Origin of the sequence: Agromyces sp. NPDC058136 (assembly GCF_042884375.1) — a bacterium.
In the GTDB taxonomy this organism is placed as follows: domain Bacteria; phylum Actinomycetota; class Actinomycetes; order Actinomycetales; family Microbacteriaceae; genus Agromyces.
Genome location: NZ_JBHVUA010000001.1, coordinates 1,232,934 through 1,255,202, shown reverse-complemented (window position 1 = coordinate 1,255,202; position 22,269 = coordinate 1,232,934). Strand labels below are relative to the sequence as shown.

Annotated in this window: 20 protein-coding genes and 1 riboswitch; of the genes, 6 read left to right on the top strand and 14 right to left on the bottom strand. The window is 72.8% G+C overall.

Annotated features, from left to right (window positions below; genetic code table 11):
* Nucleotides 1-20 precede the first annotated feature (20 nt).
* Nucleotides 21-239 carry a hypothetical protein gene (locus ACFVTX_RS05910; protein ID WP_386898626.1) on the top strand — a complete coding sequence of 73 codons (219 nt, stop codon included), beginning with the start codon at nucleotides 21-23 and terminating at the stop codon, nucleotides 237-239.
* Nucleotides 240-439: 200 nt separating this feature from the next.
* Here the strand turns inward: ACFVTX_RS05910 and ACFVTX_RS05905 are convergent, their stop codons facing one another.
* From ACFVTX_RS05905 to ACFVTX_RS05890, 4 genes are all read right to left on the bottom strand, one after another.
* Nucleotides 440-3,448 (bottom strand): aminotransferase class III-fold pyridoxal phosphate-dependent enzyme, encoded by a 3,009-nt coding sequence (locus tag ACFVTX_RS05905; protein WP_386898625.1) that lies wholly within the window; start codon nucleotides 3,446-3,448, stop codon nucleotides 440-442.
* Nucleotides 3,449-3,516: 68 nt separating this feature from the next.
* Nucleotides 3,517-3,768 carry a helix-turn-helix transcriptional regulator gene (locus ACFVTX_RS05900; protein WP_386898624.1) on the bottom strand — a complete coding sequence of 84 codons (252 nt, stop codon included), beginning with the start codon at nucleotides 3,766-3,768 and terminating at the stop codon, nucleotides 3,517-3,519.
* 194 nt (nucleotides 3,769-3,962) lie between these two features.
* Complete coding sequence (locus ACFVTX_RS05895) at nucleotides 3,963-5,000, bottom strand: aromatic acid exporter family protein (RefSeq protein ID WP_386898623.1); 1,038 nt, start codon at nucleotides 4,998-5,000, stop codon at nucleotides 3,963-3,965.
* 169 nt (nucleotides 5,001-5,169) lie between these two features.
* Complete coding sequence (locus ACFVTX_RS05890; RefSeq protein WP_386898622.1) at nucleotides 5,170-7,065, bottom strand: BCCT family transporter; 1,896 nt, start codon at nucleotides 7,063-7,065, stop codon at nucleotides 5,170-5,172.
* A gap of 62 nt (nucleotides 7,066-7,127) precedes the next feature.
* Between ACFVTX_RS05890 and ACFVTX_RS05885 the strand changes: the two genes are divergently transcribed.
* Nucleotides 7,128-8,054 (top strand): 5'-3' exonuclease H3TH domain-containing protein, encoded by a 927-nt coding sequence (locus ACFVTX_RS05885; protein ID WP_386898741.1) that lies wholly within the window; start codon nucleotides 7,128-7,130, stop codon nucleotides 8,052-8,054.
* 69 nt (nucleotides 8,055-8,123) lie between these two features.
* Here ACFVTX_RS05885 and ACFVTX_RS05880 read toward each other — a convergent pair whose 3' ends face one another.
* The 3 genes from ACFVTX_RS05880 to ACFVTX_RS05870 all read right to left on the bottom strand — a co-directional run bounded on the left by ACFVTX_RS05880 (nucleotide 8,124) and on the right by ACFVTX_RS05870 (nucleotide 11,063).
* Complete coding sequence (locus tag ACFVTX_RS05880; protein WP_386898621.1) at nucleotides 8,124-8,540, bottom strand: hypothetical protein; 417 nt, start codon at nucleotides 8,538-8,540, stop codon at nucleotides 8,124-8,126.
* Nucleotides 8,537-9,517: a hypothetical protein gene (locus ACFVTX_RS05875; RefSeq protein ID WP_386898620.1), complete on the bottom strand. Its 981-nt coding sequence runs from the start codon at nucleotides 9,515-9,517 to the stop codon at nucleotides 8,537-8,539. Before ACFVTX_RS05875 ends, ACFVTX_RS05880 begins: the two co-directional genes overlap by 4 nt.
* A gap of 151 nt (nucleotides 9,518-9,668) precedes the next feature.
* Nucleotides 9,669-11,063: a hypothetical protein gene (locus ACFVTX_RS05870; RefSeq protein WP_386898619.1), complete on the bottom strand. Its 1,395-nt coding sequence runs from the start codon at nucleotides 11,061-11,063 to the stop codon at nucleotides 9,669-9,671.
* A 207-nt stretch (nucleotides 11,064-11,270) separates the two neighbouring features.
* Between ACFVTX_RS05870 and ACFVTX_RS05865 the strand changes: the two genes are divergently transcribed.
* Nucleotides 11,271-12,224 (top strand): GlxA family transcriptional regulator, encoded by a 954-nt coding sequence (locus ACFVTX_RS05865; RefSeq protein ID WP_386898618.1) that lies wholly within the window; start codon nucleotides 11,271-11,273, stop codon nucleotides 12,222-12,224.
* A gap of 7 nt (nucleotides 12,225-12,231) precedes the next feature.
* Here the strand turns inward: ACFVTX_RS05865 and ACFVTX_RS05860 are convergent, their stop codons facing one another.
* The gene (locus ACFVTX_RS05860; RefSeq protein ID WP_386898617.1) at nucleotides 12,232-12,774 is read right to left on the bottom strand and encodes a GNAT family N-acetyltransferase; all 543 of its coding nucleotides are present in this window, start codon (nucleotides 12,772-12,774) and stop codon (nucleotides 12,232-12,234) included.
* A gap of 132 nt (nucleotides 12,775-12,906) precedes the next feature.
* Here ACFVTX_RS05860 and gap point away from each other — a divergent pair, with 132 nt between their 5' ends.
* On the top strand, nucleotides 12,907-13,905 hold the full coding sequence (gap, locus tag ACFVTX_RS05855) for a type I glyceraldehyde-3-phosphate dehydrogenase (protein ID WP_386898616.1): 999 nt from the start codon (nucleotides 12,907-12,909) through the stop codon (nucleotides 13,903-13,905).
* A 185-nt stretch (nucleotides 13,906-14,090) separates the two neighbouring features.
* Here gap and ACFVTX_RS05850 read toward each other — a convergent pair whose 3' ends face one another.
* Together ACFVTX_RS05850 and ACFVTX_RS05845 are read right to left on the bottom strand one after the other, a co-directional pair.
* Nucleotides 14,091-15,137 (bottom strand): DUF389 domain-containing protein, encoded by a 1,047-nt coding sequence (locus ACFVTX_RS05850; RefSeq protein WP_386898615.1) that lies wholly within the window; start codon nucleotides 15,135-15,137, stop codon nucleotides 14,091-14,093.
* Nucleotides 15,138-15,283: 146 nt separating this feature from the next.
* Nucleotides 15,284-16,138: an SDR family oxidoreductase gene (locus tag ACFVTX_RS05845; protein ID WP_386898614.1), complete on the bottom strand. Its 855-nt coding sequence runs from the start codon at nucleotides 16,136-16,138 to the stop codon at nucleotides 15,284-15,286.
* A 107-nt stretch (nucleotides 16,139-16,245) separates the two neighbouring features.
* Here ACFVTX_RS05845 and ACFVTX_RS05840 point away from each other — a divergent pair, with 107 nt between their 5' ends.
* Entirely contained in the window at nucleotides 16,246-16,617 is a 372-nt protein-coding gene (locus tag ACFVTX_RS05840; protein WP_386898613.1) for a winged helix-turn-helix transcriptional regulator, read from the top strand.
* Nucleotides 16,618-17,095: 478 nt separating this feature from the next.
* A complete protein-coding gene (locus ACFVTX_RS05835; RefSeq protein WP_386898612.1) occupies nucleotides 17,096-17,602 on the top strand; it encodes a hypothetical protein in 507 nt (168 codons plus the stop codon).
* Nucleotides 17,603-17,689: 87 nt separating this feature from the next.
* On the opposite strand, the gene ACFVTX_RS05830 is transcribed toward ACFVTX_RS05835, so the two are convergent.
* The 4 genes from ACFVTX_RS05830 to thiM all read right to left on the bottom strand — a co-directional run bounded on the left by ACFVTX_RS05830 (nucleotide 17,690) and on the right by thiM (nucleotide 22,156).
* The gene (locus ACFVTX_RS05830; RefSeq protein WP_386898611.1) at nucleotides 17,690-19,003 is read right to left on the bottom strand and encodes an MFS transporter; all 1,314 of its coding nucleotides are present in this window, start codon (nucleotides 19,001-19,003) and stop codon (nucleotides 17,690-17,692) included.
* Nucleotides 19,000-20,607: a bifunctional hydroxymethylpyrimidine kinase/phosphomethylpyrimidine kinase gene (locus tag ACFVTX_RS05825; protein ID WP_386898610.1), complete on the bottom strand. Its 1,608-nt coding sequence runs from the start codon at nucleotides 20,605-20,607 to the stop codon at nucleotides 19,000-19,002. Before ACFVTX_RS05825 ends, ACFVTX_RS05830 begins: the two co-directional genes overlap by 4 nt.
* On the bottom strand, nucleotides 20,604-21,281 hold the full coding sequence (gene thiE, locus ACFVTX_RS05820; protein WP_386898609.1) for a thiamine phosphate synthase: 678 nt from the start codon (nucleotides 21,279-21,281) through the stop codon (nucleotides 20,604-20,606). Before thiE ends, ACFVTX_RS05825 begins: the two co-directional genes overlap by 4 nt.
* Complete coding sequence (gene thiM, locus ACFVTX_RS05815; RefSeq protein ID WP_386898608.1) at nucleotides 21,278-22,156, bottom strand: hydroxyethylthiazole kinase; 879 nt, start codon at nucleotides 22,154-22,156, stop codon at nucleotides 21,278-21,280. Before thiM ends, thiE begins: the two co-directional genes overlap by 4 nt.
* A riboswitch (TPP riboswitch) is annotated at nucleotides 22,147-22,242 on the bottom strand. It overlaps the preceding gene by 10 nt.
* Nucleotides 22,243-22,269 lie beyond the last annotated feature (27 nt).

The following is a 22,269-nucleotide window of genomic DNA, read 5'->3' as shown; positions in this document are numbered from 1 at the left end:
GGCGGCGTAGCTTGGCCCGCATGACGAAGCAGCTGCAGCGAGAAGCCCCGGTCGAGGCGCTCGACGAGCCGTGCCCCCGGTGCGGTTCGGGCGCCGTGCGCGCGATCGTCTACGGCCCGCTCGACCTCGCGGTCGAGGCCGACGCGATCGAGACGCTCCTCCTCGACGAGGCGCCGATCTTCGACTGCCGCGACTGCGGCTTCGAGTGGGGGCTCGCCGTCCGCGACCTGCTCGCCTGAGCTCCTCCCGGCGGTCGAGAGGCGGTTCCGCCGGTCGAGGAGCGAGCGACGAAGGAGCACGCGTCTCGAGACCACCGCACGAGGTCTCGAGACGCGTCCGACTGCGTCGGGCGCTCCTCGACCACCGAGTACGCACACACCGCCGGTCGAGGAGCGCCGGCGCGCAGCGACGACGCGTCTCGAGACCACCGGAAGGCGGCTCACCACCCCTCGGTGAGCACCCGGTCGAGCATCTCCACGAAGTAGTCGGCCGAGCCGGGCTCGATGCACAGCGGCGGCTTCGTCTTCAGCACGTTCTGGTGGTCGCCCGTCGGCTGCATGATGACGCCGAGCTCGAGCAGCCGGTCGCAGATCGCGCGCGTCTCTTCCGTCGCGGGTTCGAGGGTGTCGTGGTCGCGCACGAACTCGACGCCGAGGTAGAGGCCGAGCCCGTGCACCGTGCCGATGAGCGGGTGACGGGTCGCGAGCTCCTCGAGGTCCTGCTTGAGCTGCCGTCCGAGTGCCGCGGCGTGCGCCTGCAGGCCGTCGGCGGCGTACGCGTCGAGCACCGCCATTCCCGCGACCGACGACGCCGGGCTGCCGCCCGTTGACGAGAAGAAGTACCCCTGCGTGCGGAACCGCGCCGCGATCTCGCGCGTCGTGATGACCGCCCCGAGCGGGTATCCGTTGCCCATGGCCTTCGCGACGGCGACGACGTCGGGCACGACGCCCTGCTGCTCGAAGCCCCAGAACCAGTCGCCGAGGCGCCCGTATCCGGCCTGCACCTCGTCGGCGATCGCGAGTCCGCCGGTCCCGCGCACGGCGGCGTACAGCTCGGCGAGGTAGCCGTCGGGCAGCGGGATGCCTCCGGCGTTCCCGGTGAACGTCTCGGCGATGAATGCGGCGGGCGGTCGCCCCGAACCTGCGAGATCGCGGATCCGCGCCGCGGCTTCGGGCGCGTAGCGCGTGGCATCCGCCCCTCGATACCGGCCGCGGAACGGGTTCGGCGCCTCGACCGCGTGCACCCAGTCGGGGCGGGTCTCGAGCGCATTGGGGTTGTCGGCCGTCGAGGTCGAGACGGCGTCGGAGGCGTACGTCCACCCGTGGTACGCCTCGAGCACGCTGACCACGTCGCGCCGGCCGGTCGCGGCGAGCGCGACGCGGAGCGCGAGGTCGGTGGCCTCCGAACCCGAGTTCACGAGGAACACCGTGTCGAGCGGGTCGGGGAGGAGGGCGGCGAGCCGCTCGGAGAACTCGACGACCGCCTCGTAGTTGAAGCGCGAGTTCGTGTTGAGGCGTCGCAACTGCCGGTCGACCGCGTCGGCGACGCCGAGGTGGCCGTGACCGAGGGGCGTCACGTTGTTCACCATGTCGAGGTACACGCGGGCACCGGTGTCGGCGAGGTGCTCGCGCCAACCGCGTTCGATCTGCGGGGGAGCGTCGTAGTAGTGCTCCTGCACCTCGGCGTAGGCGGCGTTGCGGCGCTCGATGAGCGTGCTCGCGGGCCGAGGAGCGCCCGGCGCAGTCGGGCGCGTCTCGAATCCCAGCATCGGCGCGGGGTCGAGGGTCACCGCGAGCCATCCGTTCGCGTATTCGGGCCGTACGAGGTGCGGCGCGTCGGCCCGGCCCAACCGCACTCGGATGCGCGAGCGCGCCGGCACGACCCAGTCGCCGTCGGGGTCCTGCGCGGCGCCGTCGATGCTGAGGTGCTCGGATGCCTCGAGCCGCTGCGGCTCGGCGTACCAGACGTCGATGCCGAGGGGCACGGTCGCGGGCGACTCGGGCGCGAGCGTGCGGCTCGCCGTCAGGCGGGGGATGCCACGCGGCAGCCAGGCGGCGGGCGCGCCGCCGTCGATCGCGGCGAGGGCGAGCCGTTCTTCGAGAGCCTCGCCGGCGAGCCATGCCCCGCCGTCGACGTCGTCGCCGAACACGGAGACGTCGAGCTGCACGGTGCGATGGTCTCGAGACGCGTCGTCGCTTCGCGCCGGCGCTCCTCGACCGGCGGGGGGTTCGCCGGTCGAAGAGCGCCCGACGGAGCCGGACGCGTCTCGAGACCTCGTGGACTGGTCTCGAGACGCGTGCTCCTTCGTCGCTCGCTCCTCGACCGGCGGGTGGGCCCCGGGAGGTGCGAGCGCGTCGGCGATGAGCGCGGTCATGACGTCGGCGGGCACCGAGACGGCCTGCTCGAAGATGCGCCACTCACGGTCGAGCGCCGATTCGGCGTAGGCGTTGTCGCCGCCGTCGAGCTGCACCTGGTGCTCGCCGCTCACGACGAGCACGGCGCCGCGCAGCACGACGAGCGGCCACAGCGCGGCGATCTCGGCGGGCGCGAGGGGGCGCAGCGCGTGGAACGCCCGCACTGCGGGCAGCACCGACGCCGGTTCGGCGCCCGCGTGGTGCAGCACCGAGGAGATCGTGATCGCGAGCTCGGCGACGGCCCAGCTGCGGGTGACGTCGCCGAAGTCGATCATGCCGTCGGGCAGGCGCCGACCCGCCTCGACGCGGCAGACGACGTTGTCGTCGGTGAGGTCGAGGTGCACGGCCTGGCGCGGCAGCTCGGGGTCGAGCGTCGCCACGGTGCGCCACGCCTCGGCGGCGGCCGCGACGACGAGTTCGCGCCGCGCTGGGTCGGGGTGGTGCGGGGCGAGCAGCGCGACGACGCGGTCGGCGAAGCGCGGATCCCACTGCAGCACCCGGTCGAGGCCCGGGTGCTCGAGCTCCGCGAGGGCGAGGCTCGACTTCGCCGCGAGCTCGCCGAGGCGGGCGACGACCGCCGGCGCGAGGTGGCTGCCTCCGCTCAGCGTGCCGCCGCCGAGGAACTCGAGCAGGCGCACCGCGAGCGGCCCCGCACTGGTCTCGGCGACGACCGAGCGAGGACCTGCGGCCCCGAGCGTCGTCGTCGCGACGCGCACCTCGGGCCACGCCTCGGCGATCCGGGCGGCGGCTGCGTCCTGCGCCGCGAGCTCGCTCGCGGTGAACGCCGGGTTCGTGATCTTCACGACCCCGAGCGGCGAGGCGGCGCCGTCGGAGGCGGCGCCCGGGGCATCCGGCGGTGAGACGCGCGCGCCCCGCGCGAGGAAGTTCTGATCCTGCTGACTGCCGAGCGACTCGAGCTCGACGTCGAGCCCCCATTCGGCGGCGACGATCGCGGCGACCTCGGCCGCGGGCAGGGCGGGGGCGGGCAGTTCGCCGACCGCGAAGAAGTCGAATCCGGGCGCGTGGGCACTCATGCTCGGAAGCGTACGCGTCTCGCCCGGCCGACGGCGCTCACAGTCGCCGTCAGCTGGGCGAGACAGTGTTATGCCGCCGACCTGGTCCAGATCACGGCGGCGATGACGCGACGATTCTCATCGGCGCATTGCAGGAGACCGAGCTTCACGAAGATCGAACGGACGTGCGATTCGACGGTGCGTTCTGAGACGCACAGCATCGTCGCGATCGCCGTGTTCGATGCGCCGGTTGCGAGGGCGCGGAGCACGGTCGTCTCGCCGGCGCTGAGTGCGGCGAGATCGGGAACCCGGGCGTCGATCCAGTCGAAATCGTCGTCCACGGGCCGGGGTGGGAGAAGCAGCCGCAATTTGGCCTCCTCATCGGACGCGGCGTTCCGTGGCCAGGCACGACCGTCGGGGCGACGGGGTACGGGGAGCCGGCCGGTCACGGTGCTCGGGGGTCATTCTTCACCTCACCGCCCCGGGCGGTGAGCCCCAGTCCGGGGGGCGCGGGCCCGGGCGCGATCGTGGCGGTTCACTCCTCGTCGATCAGCTCGCCGCGGATGCGTCGGAGGTCCTCCATGAGCGAGCCCACGAGGATCCAGTGCCCCGACTGCGGCGGCGCGATGACGAGCGGCGCGGTGAGCGCGGGCACCGCGGACGTCAGCGGTTCGGGTTCGGGCTCGTAGTCGGCGAGATGCACCGCGAGGCGCACGTCGTGCGCGGCCCGTCGCAGTTGCTCGGCGATGGCCCGCACGGTCGGCTCCGCGGCGAGGGCGTCGTCGTAGTGGTCGAAGAAGGCGCGCGTCATCCCGATGACCTGCGTCACGATCGGGCTCAGCCGGTCGAGGAGGGCGCGCATCTCGCCGAGGTCGGTGCGGTGCGCCGAGCGGCGCGGGTTCAGCGTGAGCGACTCCTCGCCGGTCGAGATGGCCGCGTCCGCGGCATCCCGCATCGGCCGCATGAGACGCGCCTCGAGCATGAGCTGCTGCAGCTGCGCGGGCGACTGCGGCTTCTCGAGGGCGCTCGCGAGACGGTCGAGGGATGCCGCGAGCTCACCCGCGAGCAGGGTGAGATCCCTGCGGGCGGGAGCCACGGCGACGGGCGGAACGATGAGGGTGTTGACGACGATGCCGATCGCCGCACCGATGAGCGTCTCGATGATGCGGTCGAACGCGTAGGCGGGCGACGAGGAGCCGAGCGCGAGGACGAGCATCGCGCTGATCGCGACCTGGTTCGAGGTGCCGGGGGTCATCTTCAACGACCACGCGACGAGCATGGCGACGACGATCGCGACGAGGATGATCCACGTGTTCTGCCCGAACACGAGGGAGATGCCCGAGGCGATGAGCACCCCGAGGATCACGCCGATCGACCGCTCGATGGCCTTGCCGAACGACTGGTTCACGCTCGGCTGCACGACGAGGAGCGCGGCGATCGCCGCGAACACGGGCAGCTGCGCCGGGATCAGCCAGCCGGCGATGAGCCAGGCGGCGATCGTCGCGACCGCCGCCTTCGCGACCTGCAGCAGCGCGACGCGCTTCGAGCTGCGGAAGGTCGAGGTGATCCCCATGCGCCCATTCTCCTCGACCGTCGCCCCCGGTGGTCGAGGAGCGCCCGACGCAGTCGGTCTTCCGCCGGTCGAGGAGCGCCCGACGCAGTCGGACGCGTCTCGAGACCAGGTGACGAGGTCTCGAGACGCGTCGTCGCTTCGCGCCGGCGCTCCTCGACCAGCGGGTGGGCTACCGCGGCAGCGACCGCGGGTCGTCCTCCCCGTGCTCGGGCACGTCGGGGTCGTCGCCGCCCGAGAGCGGGTCGTGGGCGACGATCTCGTCGACGTCGGCGGTCGGCACGTTGTCGGGGCGGGCGTTCTCGGCCGCGAGGGCGCGCGGCGAGGCGGGCCTCGTCAGCCCCGTGGCATCCGAATGCAACCCGAGCCTGCGGCGGAGACCGCGCACCCAGGCCGGTGTCGACGCGACGAGGCCGCGTTCGAGGGGTTCCTCGACCTCGAGTCCGTAGTACTCGCCGATGTGGTCGATGAACTGGGCCCGCTCGGCCTTCGCGTACGCCCGCCGTTCACGGGTGAACGCGATGATCGTCGACCAGCAGATGAGCAGCATGACGACGCTGAACGGCAGCGCGATGATGATCGCCGCGGTCTGCAGCGCCTTCAGCCCGCCCGAGAGCAGCAGGGCGATCGCGAGGGCGGCGGTGATCGCGGTGAAGAAGGTGCGGATCCAGCGCTTCGGGTTGAGCTGGCCGCCGGTCGCGATCATGCCCATGACGAGCGCGCCCGAATCGGCCGAGGTGACGAAGAAGATGCCGATGAGGATGATGACGCCGACGGTGAGCGCCTGGGCGCCGGGGAAGTGCTGCACCAGCTCGAACAGCGCGCCCTCGACGTCGACCGAGCCGTCGGGCTGTGTGAGGGCGCCCGGGTCGGCCATCTCGATCGCGAGCGCCGAGCCGCCGAGCACCGAGAACCACAGGATTCCGAGCAGGGTCGGCACGAGGATCACGCCCGTCACGAACTGGCGCACGGTGCGCCCCTTCGAGACGCGCGCGATGAAGATGCCGACGAAGGGGGCCCACGAGATCCACCAGCCCCAGTAGAAGGACGTCCAGCTCGCCTGCCACTCCTCGCCGGCCTCGCCCTGGAACGCGCTCACGTTGAAGGACATCCCGATGAAGCCCTGCATGTAGTTGCCGATCGACTGCACGAACTCGCGCAGCAGGAACTCGGTCGAGCCGAAGACGAGCAGGTAGAGCACGAGCAGGCCGGCGAGCACGAGGTTCGCCGTGGAGAGCCACTTCATGCCCTTCGTCACGCCCGAGAGCACCGACATCAGCACGAACACCGAGATGACGAGGATGAGAATGACCTCGGTGGTCTCGTTCGGCTCGACGATGCCCGCCGCGTCGAGGCCCGCGCTGATCTGCAGCACGCCGAGGCCGAGCGAGGTCGCGACGCCGAAGAGGGTGCCGACGAGCGCGATCACGTCGATCGCGTGGCCCCAGCCGCCCTCGACGCGCTTGCCGAGGATGGGCTCGAGGGTCCAGCGGATGGAGATCGGGCGGCGCCTGCGGTGGATCGCGTACGCGAGTGCGAGGCCGATGACGACGTAGATCGACCAGGCGTGCACGCCCCAGTGCAGGTAGGTCTGGCTGAGCGCCGCCTGCGCGAGCTGCGGGGGAGTGCCCTCGACCCCGGGCCGCGGCGACGTGAAATGGCTGAGCGGTTCGCTGACGCCGTAGAAGACGAGACCGATGCCCATGCCGGCGGCGAAGAGCAGCGAGAACCACGAGAGCAGGGAGAACTCGGGTTCGTCGTCGTCGCGACCGAGACGGATGTCGCCGAAACGGCTGAAGCCGACGAACAGGCTGAACGCGACGAAGAAGGCGGCGATCAGCACGTAGTACCAGTTGAAGGCGTTGACGATGCCCGCCTGGATGGCCCCGAACATCGTCTCGGCGGCCTTCGGCGCGATGAGCGCGAAGGCGACGAAGGCGAGGATGACGATCGCCGCCGGCCAGAACACCCAGCGCTGGACGGCCGGGAGCGACCTCCGGGAGGCGGGCGAGGGTTCGGGGGGTGGTGCAGAATTGCTGCTCGGACGGTCGTTCGATTCGCCGTTCATCCGTCCACGCTATCGAGGATGCCGCGGCGCCGTGCCAAGATCGCGGTGTGGCCGACCGACTGATGCTCCTCGACACCGCCTCCCTCTACTTCCGCGCCTTCTACGGTGTGCCCGACTCGTTGAAGCGGGCCGACGGCACCCCGGTCAACGCGGTGCGGGGGCTCCTCGACATGATCGCCAAGCTCGTCACCGACTTCGAGCCCACCGAGCTCGTCGCCTGCTGGGACGACGACTGGCGGCCCGGCTGGCGGGTCGAGCTCATCCCGAGCTACAAGGGCCACCGGGTCGAACGGGCCGTTCCCGGCGGGGTCGACGTCGAGGAGACGCCGCCAGGGCTCGTCGCGCAGATCCCGCTCATCCGCGAGGCGCTCGGCCTCCTCGGCATCCCGATCGTGGGTGCAGCCGAGCACGAGGCCGACGACGTCATCGGCACCCTCGCGACTGGCACGGGGCGGCCCGTCGACGTCGTCACGGGCGACCGCGACCTCTTCCAGCTCGTCGACGACGAGGCATCCGTTCGCGTGATCTACACCGCCCGCGGCATGTCGAAGCTCGAACTCGTCACCGACGCGGTCGTCGTCGGCAAGTACGGGGTGCTGCCCGCGCAGTACGCCGACTTCGCCGCGCTGCGCGGCGACTCCTCCGACGGGCTGCCGGGCGTCGCCGGCGTCGGCGAGAAGACGGCGGCCGGGTTGATCCAGAGCTTCGTCGACCTCGACGGCATCATCGCGGCCTCGACGGATGCCTCTGCGCCGATGTCGGCCGGAGTGCGCGCCAAGCTCGCGGCCGCCGCCGACTACCTCGCGGTCGCGCCGCGCGTCGTCGAGGTGGTGCGGGACCTCGATCTCCCCGAGTTCGACGCGACGCTGCGGCCCGTGACGGGGGCGCGACGCGACGCCCTCGAGGGCCTCGTCGAGGAGTGGAACCTCGGCGGCTCGGTCGCCCGCGTGCTCGCGGCGCTCGACGCGGCCCCCCGGTCGGTCGAGTAGCGACGAAGGAGCGTATCGAGACCCCGCGAGTCGGCCTCGGACCCGCTCACGAGGTCTCGATACGCTGCGCTACTCGACCGGCGGGAGGGCGGTCGCCGTGACGCCGACGGGCGCCCGCTCGGGCGCGAACCAGTACGACGGGGCGGGCAGCTCGACCCCGCTCGAGGCGAGCCAGATGACGACGAAGGCGTACGCGGCGACGAGCACGGCGAGCCCGCCGAGCACCCACGCGGTGCGTACGGCCCACGAGGGCTTCATGCCCGCACTGCGGTAGCGCGGGATCGCCATCGCCGCGACCCAGATCGCGGCGCAGCCGAAGCCCGCGATCCAGACGGTGCGCAACGCGTCGCCCTCGAGCGGTGCGAGGAGGGCGATGAGGAGCGCCCCTGCGCCGAGCAGGAGCCCGGTGTACGCGAACATGCGCGCGAAGCCGAGGCCGCCGAGGTCGTCGTCGTTGTTCCACCACGGCTGCGTCGGGTCGCTCATGCTCCGATCGTAGGGGTGGCTCGTTGCTCCGAGCGCCCGACGAGTGCCCTGACGACCAGGCCGACGCCCGCGACGCAGACCGCGACCACGAGCGGTGGCACGACGAGCGCGGGGTCGGTCAGGGCCATCCCGAAGACCCGCGCGGCGTAGTCGAGCATCTCGACCGGCTCGCGCGCGAGCACCCGCGAGCCCGCGGCGGCGGAGACGGCGGTGATGAGCGCCGGACCGACCCAGAGGATCGCGAGGCTCGCGACCGCGGCGACCACCCGACCCGCGGTACCGACCCCGCCCCACGCGATCGCGGTGCCGACGAGGACGGCGGGCACCCAGCGCACGGCGGCCCAGAGCCACGTCGGCTCGCCGGTGAAGACGGGATCGGGGGCGAGCAGCAGGTGCAGCCAGCCGGCGGCGAGCACTGCGGCGATCGAGAGCCCGATCACCGCTCCGGCGCGCGGCGCTCGTGCGACGAGCCAGAAGACCAGCGTCGCGACGAGGAGGGCGAGGACCGCGACGGCGAGCACCGCCGCGAGATAGACGCCCGACCAGAGGTCGTCGCGAAGCCCGGCGCCGACGACGATCGCCGGCTGCGCGACGGCGACCACCTGGACGAGCAGCAGACCGAAGCCGAGCAGGGCGAAGCCGCCGCGCGGAGTGCGCGGGCGCAGCGCGCGAGCGGCGATGCCGGCGACGGCGCCCCCGATGACGAGCAGCGAGGCGATCGTGGACAGCTCGTACTGGCTGAGCGGCAGGAGCACGAGCGGCATGTCGTCGGGCATCGTGTCGGCGGCCCAGAGATTCTGCAGCGGCAGCCGCATGCCGGTGAGGAGCCAGGGCAGCAGGCCGACGACGGCTGCGGCGACGCCGATGAGGATGAACGGCCAGCGGGGGAGCGGGGCCCGCTGAACGTCGGGCCGGTCGTTGCTCGTGGTGTCACCGGCAGTCGGGAGCGTCGGAGTCGAATTCGTGGACGGTTGCATCGGCACCTCGTCGTTCGATCGGGCCGACCTGCGGTGGCCGACCCGGCCCACCCTACGCGCCGGTCGAATCCGTCCGATGACGGACGCTCGCAGTAGGAGAAACAGAACGGGCCCGTGGCGATGCCACGGGCCCGTTCTCCGAGCGTTCGCGTCAGCCGCGCGAGCGGGCCGCCCGTCGCGTCGCGCCGTACGCCACCGCGCCGAAGGCGAGCAGCGCGAAGGCGGCGAGCAGTGCGCCGTTCGCGTCGACGCCGGTCGCGGCGAGGCCGGTCGACTTCGAGGCAGCGCCGGCGGGAGCCGCGGACGGGGTCGGAGTCGCAGTCGCCGGAGTTTCGGCGCCCGGGGTCTCGCCCGACGCGGCCGCGATCGTGATGCCGGTGCTCGCGACCTCCTCGCCGTCCTCCAGGAGGACGACGTCGTGCTCGCCGGCCGGGGTCGACGGGGCGATGGTCGCGTCGAGGCGGAAGTCGCCCTCGGCGTCGGTGGTCACGGTGCCGAGCGACTGCGGGTCGGAGTGCAGTTCGACGTCGTACTCGGTGTTCGGTGCGAATCCGTCGCCCGTGACGGTGATGTCGCCGCCGGCGACGAAGTCGCCGGTGATCGCGAGAGTGCCGTCGGCCGGCCCGACCGGGTTCTCGATGCAGTCGGTCGACACGGTCGCGGAGTCGAGCACGAGGTCGCCGTGTGCCGGGCCGGTGCGCACCACGATCGTGTGGTCGCCCGAGTCCTCGGCGAAGGTGTACTGCTTCGACGGGGTGGCGTTCTCCGCGGGGGCGAAGAAGTCGACGGCCTTGCCGTCGACGTACACGACGACCGACACGGTCGCGTTGATCGCGTCGGCGGCGAGCGCCGCGTTGGCGATGTCGACGTCGGCGACGCCGCAGGAGGTCTCGATCACGGCGGCGGGGTTGGCCGCGCCGAGTGCGCACGCCGGCGAGGTGCCGGTGAAGACGCCCTCACCGGCGCCGTCGAAGGACTCGACGGTGACGGTGTACGACTGCTCGGTGTACTTGTCGAGGCTGAAGCCCTGGGTGAAGGTCTCACCGAACGCGGCGCCGTCGACGACGGTCTCGCCGTCGATCTCGACCGTGACCGTGTTCGGGGTCGGGTTCGCGGGCACCGCGGGGGTGATCTCGACCGTCTCGGTCACGGCGTCCTGCGCCGCGACGTCGATGTGCTTCTGGGTGTTGCCGGTCGACCACCAGGTCTCCCAGTCGTAGATCTGGTGGTGGCCGCCGTCCTTGTGCGCCCAGCGGTACACGTCGTAGAACACCGGCTTCCAACCGTCGAGTCTCATGCGGGTGGTCTTGTACTCGTAGTCGGTGTGGCTCACCTCTTCGATGGCGGGCGTCACGATGCGCTCCTCGGTGACGGCGGGCGCACCGGGGTCGGTCGCGTAGCCGCTGAGGTCGACGTCGAGCGAGACGCAGTTCGCGATGATGGAGGGCGTCGCGGTCGGGGTCGCTGAGGCGGGCGCGGCGACGCCGGCGACGGCGAGTCCGGCGCCGAGCACGGCGATGGCGAGCACGGACAACGGTCGTTTCATGGCAGGGTCCTTCGACGGGCCGATCGGGTCGGCGGAGAGGCGGGCGGCGCGGCGGAATTCGGGTTCGCGGCGACGGGCCGGAGCGGGTTTCGAGCGAGTCTAGGTGTGGCGATGCGCGACGCGCCCGGCGAAACAGGCAATGTCCCCCGCATTGGGGGACGGCTCATGGAGTGGCTGAATCCTTACGTCGCATGGCATTCTGGCCGGATGACTCGTCGCCATCATCACGTCGCCGTGCTCGTGCTGCCCGGGGCGAAGCCCCTCGACGTCGGCATTCCCGCCCAGGTGTTCTCGACGCGCGCGAGCATGCCGTACGAGGTGCGCGTGTGCGGTGCGGCGCCGGGCCTCGTGACCGGCGGCGACGGCCTCTCGTACCACGTGGCCGACGGGCTCGACGCGCTCGAGTGGGCCGAGACGATCTTCATCCCCGGGTACCGGACCCCCGACCGAGACGACCCGCCCGCCGCCGTCGTCGACGCGCTGCGCCTCGCGCACGATCGTGGCGCCCGGCTCGCCGCGATCTCGACGGGGGCGTTCGCGCTCGCCGCGACGGGCCTGCTCGACGGGCGCCGCGCCACGACGCACTGGCACTACACGCGGGCGCTCGCCACGCGGCATCCGCTCGTGAACATCGACGCGAACGTGCTGTTCGTCGACGAGGGGACCGTGCTCACGAGCGCGGGCGCCGCCTCGGGCATCGACCTGTGCCTGCACCTCGTGCGCCGCGACCACGGCGTCGCCGTCGCGAACCATGCGGCCCGCCGGCTCGTCGCGGCGCCGTACCGTTCGGGCGGTCAGGCGCAGTACGTGCCTCGCAGCCTGCCGCCCGAGCTCGGCGCCGTGTTCGCCGACACCCGCGAGTGGGCGCTGCGCAGGCTCGACGAGCCGCTGACGCTCGTCGACCTCGCGCGCAACGCGAACGTCTCGGCACGCACGTTCTCGCGACGCTTCGTCGACGACACCGGGTACACGCCCATGCAGTGGGTGCTGCGCGCCCGGGTCGACATGGCGCGGGAGCTCCTCGAACGCTCGGAGCTCGGGATCGACCAGATCGCGGCACGGGCGGGGCTCGGCACGGGGGCGAACCTGCGGTTGCACTTCCAGCGGATCCTGGGGGTCTCGCCGAGCGAGTACCGGCACACCTTCGCGCGCGGCGAGTAGGCGCGCGCTACAGCTCGAGCGTCGTCCAGACGATCTCGCCGGCGCGTTCGTCGATCGCGGTGCGCTCGCGCCGGAACCCGAGCTTGTCGAGCACCCGGAACGACGGGGCGTTCCAGCTGCCGACCGTCGCCCACAGCCGTTCGCGGCCGGTCGCCCGCGCGGCCTCGACGACGGCTGCAGCGGCCTCGGTCGCGTAGCCGTGCCCGTGCGCGCTGCGCAGGAGCTCGTAGGCGAGCTCGGGTTCGTCGATGGTCGAGCGGCCGACGACGAGTCCGCAGTAGCCGAGGAACTCCTCGCTGCCGCGCGGGTGCAGGGCGAGCAGATGGATGCCACGCGCAGGCGCGCTCTCCCGCGCGCCCCGGATGTCGGTGAGCGCGTCGTCGAGGCTCATCGGCTCGCCGTCGGGCTCGGGGCGGCCGCTCTGGCGTGAGGCGTGGTCGCCCTCGCGCTCGGTGACGAGCCGCCGGTAGCCCTCGGCGTCCGCCTCCTCCCAGAGTCGGAGGGAGAGGCGCTCGGTCTCGAGCTCGAACGGCAGCGGGAGGTAGGGCATGGGATCACGCTATCGGCGCGTGCGGCCGCGCTTGGCGAGATCCTTTCGAGCATTGGCTTGCGTGCCACTCGCGCGCGAGGCATCCGAGGTCGAGAGTGGAAGCATCGCGGACTGAAAGGACTCACCCCCGCCATGACCACCCGCATCGCCATCAACGGTTTCGGACGCATCGGACGCAACGTCGTGCGCGCACTCGTCGAGCGCGGCGCCGACCTCGAACTGGTCGCCGTCAACGACCTGACGTCCCCGGCCGAGCTCGCCCGTCTGCTCAAGTACGACACCGCGGGTGGCCGCTTCCGCGGCACCGTCGAGGTCGACGGCGACGTCCTCGTCATCGACGGCCGTCGCGTCAAGGTCCTCGCCGAGCGCGAGCCCGCGAAGCTGCCCTGGGGCGAGCTCGGCGTCGACGTCGTGCTCGAGTCGACCGGCCGCTTCACCGACGCCGAGGCCGCGAAGGCGCACATCGCCGCCGGCGCCAAGAAGGTCCTCGTCTCGGCTCCCGCCAAGGGCGCCGACGCGACCCTCGTCTACGGCGTGAACACCGAGGCCTACAACGCCGAGACCGACGTCATCGTCTCGAACGCCTCGTGCACCACGAACGCGCTCGCCCCGCTCGCGAAGGTCCTCGACGACCTCGCCGGCATCGAGCACGGCTTCATGACCACGATCCACGCGTACACGCAGGACCAGAACCTGCAGGACGCCCCCCACTCCGACCCGCGCCGCGCCCGCGCCGCCGCCGAGAACATCGTCCCGTCGTCGACCGGCGCCGCGAAGGCCATCGGCCTCGTGCTCCCGAACCTCGACGGCAAGCTCAACGGCGACGCCATGCGCGTGCCGATCCCCGTCGGCTCGATCGTCGAGCTCAACGCGACCGTCTCGAAGGACGTCACGCGCGACGAGGTGCTCGCCGCCTACCAGGCAGCGGCCGAGGGCCCCCTCGCGGGCGTGCTCGAGTACTCCGACGAGGCGCTCGTCTCGAGCGACATCGTCGGCAACCCGCACTCGTCGATCTTCGACTCGGAGCTCACCCGCGTCGACGGCAAGCACATCAAGGTCGTCGCCTGGTACGACAACGAGTGGGGCTTCTCGAACCGCGTCATCGACTCGCTGACGCTGCTCGGCAAGTAAGCACCGCGCACCGTCCGAATCGGGCCCGGGCCGTCTCGTCCTTCGACGAGGCCGCCCGGGCCCGTTCGCGTTCCGGGCGCGCGTCAGGGGTCGCTCGAGCCGGGATGCCGTCGCCCGGGCCGCCCTACGCGCGGCACTCTGACACTGACCCGCCAGGCGACTCAGTGTCGGAGTCGCAGGTCGGGTCAGCCCGCGACGCTGACGCGCGTCGTCGGCACCCACTCGACGTCGACCGTCGAGGGGTCGACGTCCTCCGCCTCGAGGGCCTTCCGCAGCGGGGCGACATCGGGCATCGCGTCGCCGCCCGTCACACGCACGACGTAGCCGGGCGTCTCGTTCGCGACCTCGAGGACCTCGAGGTCCTCGTCGTCGGCCCACGACCTCGCGGCGGCGTCGACGTCGGACGACGCCATGCTCATCGTGACCGTGCGGTACGTCGAGATGGTCAGCGGAATCGCGATGAGCACGAGCAGTACGGCGATCGTGATGTGCGAGCGGCGTCGGTCGACCGTCGCGAGCGGTTGGGGCGTTCCGGTGGCCGTCGTCCCCGAGGCCATGCCGCCGACGGGGAACGACCCCCATCGCTGCACCCGGTAGAAGGCCATCACGACGACCCCGGTGCCGAGGATCGCCGCGACGTTCGCGACGAAGAGCAGCAGCGAGCCGATCGATGCGGCGTAGTCGCCCGACTCCGCGGCGACGCCGACGACGACGAGCGGCGGCACGAGCGAGATCGCGATCGCGACGCCCGGCAGGGTGTCCGAGATGTCCTTGCGGACGAGCGCGATCGAGGCGACGGCGCCGGTCGCGAGCGCGCCGAACAGGCTCATGAGGTCGGGCGTCGCCCGCTCCCCGATCTGCGGATTCGTCGCCGCGGTCTGGGGAACGACGACGAGGAGACCCACGAGGTAGCCGATCGCGATCGCCGCTACCGCACCCGCGACCATCGTGAAGAGCGAGCGCCCGAAGTTGACGCGTTCGCCGAGCACCGTCGCGAGCATCGTGCCCTGGATCGGCAGCATCATCGGCGCGACGATCATCGCGCCGATCACCGTGGCGGTCGAGTCGCCGATGACGCCGCTCGCGGCGATGGCCGACGAGAGCACGAGCAGGATCCAGAACCGTCGCATGCGCTGTACGCGACCCGGCTCGTCGAAGAACACCGCATCGCGCATGTGCTCGATCGTGTTGAGCACGTCGTTCGGTGGCGGCGGGTACACGGGCTGGGCCATCTGCGCCTCCTTCGCGTCGGTCAGGGAGAGCGTAGGACCGCGCCGACTCGATCCCCGGCACCGACGCGGCCGCCCCGAGCAGAACGGGCGCCGTCACCCGGCTGAGCAGGTGACGGCGCCCGGTTCGCGCAGCGAACGAGTCGAGTTCAGACCGCCGCGCGGAGCCCGTCGACGAGCGAGGTCGTCGGGCGGCCGATGAGGCGCGCGAGGGTGTCGGATGCCCCGGCCAGCACCCCGCGGCGGATGCCGTCGTCGATGCCCGCGACGAAGCCCGCCGTGCCGGCGTCGAGGCCGGCCGACTCGAGCGCGGCGACGTGCTCGTCGGCGGTGAGCGGCGTGTACACGACCTCGCGGCCGGTGATCTCGGATGCCGCGGCCGCGAGCTCCTCGAACGACCAGGCCTGATCGCCGGTGAAGTCGTAGACCTCGCCGAGGTGGCCGTCCTCAGTGAGCAGTGCGGCGAGGCCGGCGGCGAGGTCGGCACGGGTGGCGCTCGCGACGAGCCCGTCGCCGGCGCTCCCGGCGATGACGCCCGTCTCGGCGGCGCGCGCGACAGCGGTGCCGTAGTTCTCGGTGTACCAGTTGTGGCGGGCGATGACCGCGGGCACACCGGACGCGGCGATCGCCTCCTCGGTGGCCTTGTGGTCGGGGGCGAGCACGAACTCGGCGGTGGTCGCCTGCGGCACGCTCGTGTAGACGAGCTTCGCGACGCCGGCCGCCTTGGCCGCGTCGATGACGTTGCGGTGGCCCTGCGCACGCGACCCGGGGGCGTCGCCCGAGATGAGCAGCACGGCGTCGACGCCGTCGAGCGCCGCGGCGATGGTCTCGGGGCGGTCGTAGTCGAGTTCGGCGGTGCGCACGCCTCGCGACGAGGCATCCGCGAGCTTGGCGGTGTCGCGGGCGGTCGCGACGAGCTCGGCGGGAGCGACGCCGCGGGCGAGGAGGGCGTCGACGACGAGGCGGCCGAGCTGTCCTGAGGCGGCGGTGACGAGGATGGTCATGTGCGGTTCCTTACTGAGGTGTTCCGGTGGGATTCACCGAGAGAGAACCGGATGCCACGGGGATACCTTCCCTCCAATCGGTACCCACTTTCGAGTAAGGTACCCACATGACGGTAAGTCTTGCGGAGATCAGGGAGAGTTCCGGCGAAGTCTTCACCGACGGTTGCCCGACCCGGGTCGTGCTCGACCACATCATGAGCAAGTGGGGCGTGCTCGTGCTGCTCGCGCTCACCGACGGCACCCACCGCTGGGGCGAGCTGCGCCGCGAGGTCGAGGGCATCAGCGAGAAGATGCTCGCGTCGACGCTGCGCACCCTCGAGGCCGACGGGCTCGTCGTGCGCACCGCCCACCCCGAGGTGCCGCCGCGCGTCGACTACGCGCTGACGGCCCTCGGCCGCGACCTCATGGAGCACATGCTGCCCCTCGTCGGGTGGGTCGCCCGCGAGGCCGACGCGATCGTCACCCGCAGCGCAGGCTGACCCGCGCGGCACGTCCGTCCGCGCGCGGCCGCGATCGTCCGCTCGCCCGGCACGACCGTATTACGCCGGAGGCCGAATACCCGGCTCCCAGCGATTCGCGCACGAGTCGGGGCCCCTTCACGCCACGATGGTCGCAAGCACGCAAGACCGACGAGGTCTTCGGGGGCAGCGCGATCAGGGGGACTGATCGCCTGAGCGGGTGAGGTGGATGTGTTCTCCTCTGCGAGGAACGGGGTCTCGGGAACCCCGCAGGCCGACCGGGCCGTCAGGCGCACGTCCGCGCACTCGGGTCGCGATCCGACCTGACCCCGAGAGCCCCGACCGGCGACCCCGATCGCCGACCCACGCGGGCCCGCCGCAGCGCACGAGAGCCGCGCAACCCGATCTCATCGCCGGCTCCTCGGGTGCAGAACCGCAGCGCGCCCGCAGGCAACACCGCACGACAGCACGATCATCCCTCTCACGATTGGACCGTCATATGAGATCACTCGCCATCATCGCCGCGATCGCACTGGGCGCGGCGCTCGTGCCGACCGCCGCCTCAGCCGCCGTCGACGCACCGAGCCCGGCGACGGCCGGGGCGGAGTACGCGGCCTCGCCGAGCGCGAACCCCGAGCACGACACCGCGGCCTTCCTGGCCGCGGCCGCCGCCGACCGCGACGCGCGCGAAGCCGCGGCCGCCGCGGAAGCCGCGCGCCTCGCCGCCGAGGCCGAGGCGGCGCGTCTGGCTGCCGAGCAGGCCGCGGCCGACGCCGCCGCCGCTGCGGCGGTCGCCCTGGCCGAGACCGAGGCCGACGCCGAGGCGTGGGTCGAGGACGAGCCCGTCGCGGAGTCGGCGCCTGCCGCGGAACCCGTGGCCGAGGCGCCCGTGCCGCAGCCGACCGAGGGTCCCCGCGACGACGACGGCTGCGGGCCCTGCCCGGGCGCGACGCTCGTCTGGTACGTCTACCAGGGCGAGGGGTATTGGGCGTGCCCCGCGTCGTGATCGCACCCGCCTCGCGGTGAGACGACGAAGCCCCCGGTCGCAATGGCCGGGGGCTTCGTCATTGCCCGCGCGGGCCGCGCCGTCGATCTACTCGCGCGGCGCGATGAGGGTGCCCACCACTCCGAGCGCCGCAGCGACGACCATCATCACCGCGATCGGCCACCAGTGCCCGGCCTCGGCGAGCAGCGCGGTCGCCGCGAGGGGTGCGAGCCCGCCGCCGACGACGGCGCCCGCCTCCCGGCCGATCGAGATGCCCGAGTACCGCACGCGCGTGTCGAACATCGCGGTGAAGTAGGCGGGCTGCACCCCGTCGGAGGCCGAGTTCACGACCCCGATCGCGACGACGACCACGCCGACGATGAGCGCCGCCGACCCCGTGTCGAGCACGAGGAAGAGGGGCGCCGCGAGCGCGGCGAACGCCACGAGGCTGCCGACGACGAGGCGACGCGGCCCGACGCGGTCGCCGAGCGCACCCCACAGCGGGCACAGCACGGCCGCGACCGCGGCCCCGACGAGGAGCGCCGTGAGGGTGACCTCGCGCGGCAGCCCGACGACCTGCGCCGCATAGCTCAGGCAGAACACCGAGACGACGTAGAACGTCGTGTTCACGCCGACGCGCACGAGGAACACGGCGAGGATGCCACGGGGTCGCCGCAGCACCTCCACGAGCGGCCGCCTCGCGGCCCGTCGGGCGTCGAGCAGTGCGGTGAACTCGGGCGACTCGTCGACGCGGCGGCGCAGCCGCCACCCGATCGCGACGAGCAGGAGGCTCGCGAGGAACGGCACCCGCCAGCCCCAGTCGAGGAGCGCCTGCTCGTCGAGCACGGCGACGAGCACCACGAACGCGAGGTTGCCGAGGATGAGCCCGAGGTACACGGCGCTCGAGATGAACGCCCCGCGGAACCCCCGCCGGACGGGCGACTGCTCGAGCGCGAGCAGCACGGCGCCGCTCCATTCGCCGCCGGTCGCGAGGCCCTGCACGAGCCGCAGCGCGACGAGCAGCACGGGCGCCGCCGCCCCGATCTGCGCGTGCGTCGGCAGCAGCCCGATGAGGGCGGTCGCGACGCCCATCACGAGCAGCGTCGCGAGGAGCACCCGGCGCCGGCCGAAGCGGTCGCCGAGCGCCCCCGACACGATGCCGCCGAGGGGGCGGGCGATGAATCCCGTGGCGAACACCGCGAAGGAGAGGAGCAGGCTCGTCATCGGGTCGTCAGCCGGGAAGAACAGGGCCGGGAACACGAGCGCCGCCGCCGTGCCGTAGAGGAAGAAGTCGTACCACTCGAGCACCGTGCCGAACACGGCAGCGGTGACGGCGCGCCGCGAGCGCACGGGGTCGTCGGTCGGGCCGGGGGCGACCGGGCCGAACGCGGGCTCGGCGATCGTCGAGGCGCCGCCGCTCACGCGTCGACCGCCTGCGTCGCACCCGCGGCGACGCCGTGGACGGTCGCGCCGGCCTTCCACGCCGCGAGCGGCGCCGCGAAGAACGCCAGCTCGTGCCGCGACGAGGCGACGAACGCCCGGTGCATCCGCTCGCGCAGCTCGGGCGTCGCGCTCGCCGCAGCCCGGGTCACGAACCCGATCGCCTCGCGCGTCGCGACCGCGAAGCCGGGGTCGCCGTACGTCGCGAGCCACGAGGCGTACGGGTGCGCCGGGTCGAGCGCCTCCGGCCCGAAGGAACCCGCTGCGAGGCGTTCGCCGAGGTCGGTGTAGATCCAGAAGCACGGCAGCAGCGCCGCGATGAGCACGGCGTGGTCGCCGCGTTGCGCTGTCGCGAGCAGGTGGTCGAGGTAGGCGGTCGTCGTCGCATCCGGCGGTGCGGATGCCTCGGTGCCGGCCTCGCGGCCGAGCCAGCCCGTGTGCAGTTCGAGCTCGCCCATGATCGAGCCGTGGGCGGAGTTCGCCCAGAAGGCCTGCCCCGCGGCATCCGGTGCGAGACGTGACGCCTCGGCGAGCACGCGAGCGTAGTCGCGCAGGTAGTGGGCGTCCTGGGTGAGGTACCCGAGGAACGGTTCGCGGGCGAGCGATCCGTCGGCGAGACCTCGGATGAAGGGCAGCGCGTCGATGTCGTCGCGGATGCCGCGGATCGACGCCCACCATTCGGACTCCACCTCGGCCGGGGTCGGCGCGGTGCGGGTGCCGCCGCGCGACCAGAGCCCGGCGAAGTGGCTGATCGGGCCGTGGCCCGAGCCGACCTCGAGGGCTTCGCCGTGCCGCAGCGACTCGCGCAGCCAGCGTCGCGCCTCGGCGACGGCGGCGGGCCAGGGGTCGGCGCCGTCGATGGAATCGGAACCGGAACCGGAACCGGAACCGGCGTCGGCGCCCGGGCCCGCGCTCGCCGCGAGCGTCGCGATCGCGGACGACAGCGAGCATCCGGTGCCGTGCGTCGCCGTGGTCTCGATGCGGTCACCGGCGAACTCGACGACGCTCGCGCTCGCCGCGTCGACGAGGGCGTCCGGCGCGGTGGAGCCGGCGAGGTGCCCGCCCTTCGCGAGCACCCGCACGCCGTACTCGGCCGAGACGGTCTCGGCCTGCGCGATCGCCTCGGCCCAGCTCGTCGCGACCTCGGCGCGCGCGAGCACGGCGAGTTCGGCGAGGTTCGGGGTGACGAGGTCGGCGAGGGGGAGCAGTGCGCGGATCGCCTGTTCGGCGGAGGCGTCGAGCAGCCGGTCGCCGCTCGTCGCGACCATGACGGGGTCGAGCACGACGACGGGCGGGCGCACCCGGCCGAGCCACTCGGCGACGACGCCGATCACCTCGGCGTTCGCGAGCATGCCGAGCTTCACGGCGTCGACCGCGATGTCGTCGGAGATCGCCCCCAGCTGCGACGCGAGGAACGATGCGGGCGGCACGTGCACCGACCGCACCCCGCGCGTGTTCTGCGCGGTGAGGGCGGTGATCGCGGCCATGCCGTAGCCGCCGACCGCGGCGATCGACTTGAGGTCGGCCTGGATCCCGGCGCCGCCCGAGGGGTCGCTGCCGGCGATGCTGAGGACGCGCGCGGTCATCGGGCGGCCTCCGTCTCGCGGGCCGCCCATTCGACGGCGAACGTCTCGGCCGCTTCCCGCGGGTCGTCGGCGGCGCAGATCGCCGAGACCACGGCGACGCCCGCCGCGCCCGCCTCGCGGAGCGGAGCGAGGTCGGCGAGCCCGATGCCGCCGATCGCGACGCACGGGAGCTCAGCCTGCGCGGCGAAACGGGCGAAGCCGTCGACGCCGAGGGCCGGCGGATGGTCGGGTTTCGTCGCCGTCGGCCGGATCACCCCCACCCCGAGGTAGTCGACGGTGCCGCGCGGCATCCGCGCGACGGTCGCGAGGTGGGCCTCGCTGTTCGCGGTGAGTCCGACGACGGCGTCGGCGCCGAGCCGGTCGCGGGCGACCACGACCGCGGCGTCGCCCTGCCCGAGGTGCACCCCGTCGACCCGAAGCCCCTCCGCGCGCGCCGCGAGGGCGACGTCGAGCCGGTCGTTCACGAGCAGGGTCGCGCGCCCGTCGATGACGCGGGCGACGGCGTCGAGCTGGTCGAGCAGGGCGGATGCCTCGGCGTGCTTGTCGCGCAGCTGCACGACCCGCACGCCGCCGTCGACGGCGCGGGCGACGACGTCGACCACCCCGCGCGCACCGCAGAGTGCCGGGTCGGTGACGAGGTAGACGGAGAGGTCGAGGGCGGCGCGGGCGCTCATGCGCGGGCTCCGGCCGTGGCATCCACGAGGTCGTCGACCGAACCGGTGACGCGGGCCCGTTCGACGAGCGCGACCGCGTCGACCGCGGCGAGCGCGTCGAGGAACCGAGGTGCGAAGCTTCCCGGCCCGCTCGCGTCCTCTGCGGCGAGCTCGGCCGCGACCGTGTACACGAGGTTCGCCGCGACGGTCGAGTCGAACACGTCGTCGCCGGCGGCGACGAACGCCGCGATCACCGCGCCGAGCGCGCAACCGCCGCCGGTCACGCGGGTGAGCAGGGCGTCGCCGTTCGCGAGGCGCGCCGTGCGGACCCCGTCGGTGACGAGGTCGACCGGCCCCGAGACCGCGACGACCGAACCGAACCGTTCGGCGAGGAGGGCTGCGGCGCCCGCGGCGGCCTCCACCCCGTCGGCCGCGTCGACGCCGCGCCCGCCCGCACCCACGCCCGCGAGCGCCATGATCTCGCTCGCGTTGCCGCGGATCACCGCGGGCCCGAACGCGACGAGCTCGTGCGCGAGGGCGGTGCGCAGCGGCAGGGCGCCGATCGCCACCGGGTCGAGCACCCACGGCGTGCCCGCGTCGCGTGCGGCGGAGACCGCTTCGCGGGTGGCATCCCGCTGCTCGGGGTTCGGGGTGCCGAGATTCACGAGCAGGGCGTTCGCGACGCGCGCGAACGCGCCCGCCTCGCCGACGATGTCGACCATCGCGGGCGCCGCGCCTGTGGCGAGGAGCGCGTTCGCGGTGAAGTTCGTCACCACCGTGTTGGTGATGCACTGCACGAGCGGCGGGCGTTCGCGCAGGCGGTCGAGCAGCAGCGCGCTCGTGCGGGCGGTGCTCGAACGGGCAGTGTGGGCAGGGTCGTGCAGGCGCGCGCTCATGGCGACATCCCTTCGCTAGTCCGAACTAGATCAGGTTCGACGGGTGTGATCTCAGCCGCGCGAGTGCGGCACCCCGTGTCACTGCGAGCGAGCCTAGTGCAGAGTCCGGATGC

Excerpts from the sequence above, each read along its gene's own strand:
- thiM (WP_386898608.1), bottom strand. The coding sequence starts at position 22,156 with ATGAGCGCGCGCCTGCACGACCCTGCCCACACTGCCCGTTCGAGCACC.
- ACFVTX_RS05895 (WP_386898623.1), bottom strand. The coding sequence starts at position 5,000 with ATGGGGATCACCTCGACCTTCCGCAGCTCGAAGCGCGTCGCGCTGCTG.
- ACFVTX_RS05875 (WP_386898620.1), bottom strand. The coding sequence starts at position 9,517 with ATGCAACCGTCCACGAATTCGACTCCGACGCTCCCGACTGCCGGTGAC.
- ACFVTX_RS05845 (WP_386898614.1), bottom strand. The coding sequence starts at position 16,138 with ATGACCATCCTCGTCACCGCCGCCTCAGGACAGCTCGGCCGCCTCGTC.
- ACFVTX_RS05850 (WP_386898615.1), bottom strand. The coding sequence starts at position 15,137 with ATGGCCCAGCCCGTGTACCCGCCGCCACCGAACGACGTGCTCAACACG.
- ACFVTX_RS05885 (WP_386898741.1), top strand. The coding sequence starts at position 7,128 with ATGCTCCTCGACACCGCCTCCCTCTACTTCCGCGCCTTCTACGGTGTG.
- ACFVTX_RS05865 (WP_386898618.1), top strand. The coding sequence starts at position 11,271 with ATGACTCGTCGCCATCATCACGTCGCCGTGCTCGTGCTGCCCGGGGCG.
- ACFVTX_RS05890 (WP_386898622.1), bottom strand. The coding sequence starts at position 7,065 with ATGAACGGCGAATCGAACGACCGTCCGAGCAGCAATTCTGCACCACCC.
- ACFVTX_RS05840 (WP_386898613.1), top strand. The coding sequence starts at position 16,246 with ATGACGGTAAGTCTTGCGGAGATCAGGGAGAGTTCCGGCGAAGTCTTC.
- ACFVTX_RS05870 (WP_386898619.1), bottom strand. The coding sequence starts at position 11,063 with ATGAAACGACCGTTGTCCGTGCTCGCCATCGCCGTGCTCGGCGCCGGA.
- gap (WP_386898616.1), top strand. The coding sequence starts at position 12,907 with ATGACCACCCGCATCGCCATCAACGGTTTCGGACGCATCGGACGCAAC.
- ACFVTX_RS05835 (WP_386898612.1), top strand. The coding sequence starts at position 17,096 with ATGAGATCACTCGCCATCATCGCCGCGATCGCACTGGGCGCGGCGCTC.
- ACFVTX_RS05860 (WP_386898617.1), bottom strand. The coding sequence starts at position 12,774 with ATGCCCTACCTCCCGCTGCCGTTCGAGCTCGAGACCGAGCGCCTCTCC.
- ACFVTX_RS05825 (WP_386898610.1), bottom strand. The coding sequence starts at position 20,607 with ATGACCGCGCGCGTCCTCAGCATCGCCGGCAGCGACCCCTCGGGCGGC.
- ACFVTX_RS05910 (WP_386898626.1), top strand. The coding sequence starts at position 21 with ATGACGAAGCAGCTGCAGCGAGAAGCCCCGGTCGAGGCGCTCGACGAG.
- ACFVTX_RS05880 (WP_386898621.1), bottom strand. The coding sequence starts at position 8,540 with ATGAGCGACCCGACGCAGCCGTGGTGGAACAACGACGACGACCTCGGC.
- ACFVTX_RS05905 (WP_386898625.1), bottom strand. The coding sequence starts at position 3,448 with ATGAGTGCCCACGCGCCCGGATTCGACTTCTTCGCGGTCGGCGAACTG.
- thiE (WP_386898609.1), bottom strand. The coding sequence starts at position 21,281 with ATGAGCGCCCGCGCCGCCCTCGACCTCTCCGTCTACCTCGTCACCGAC.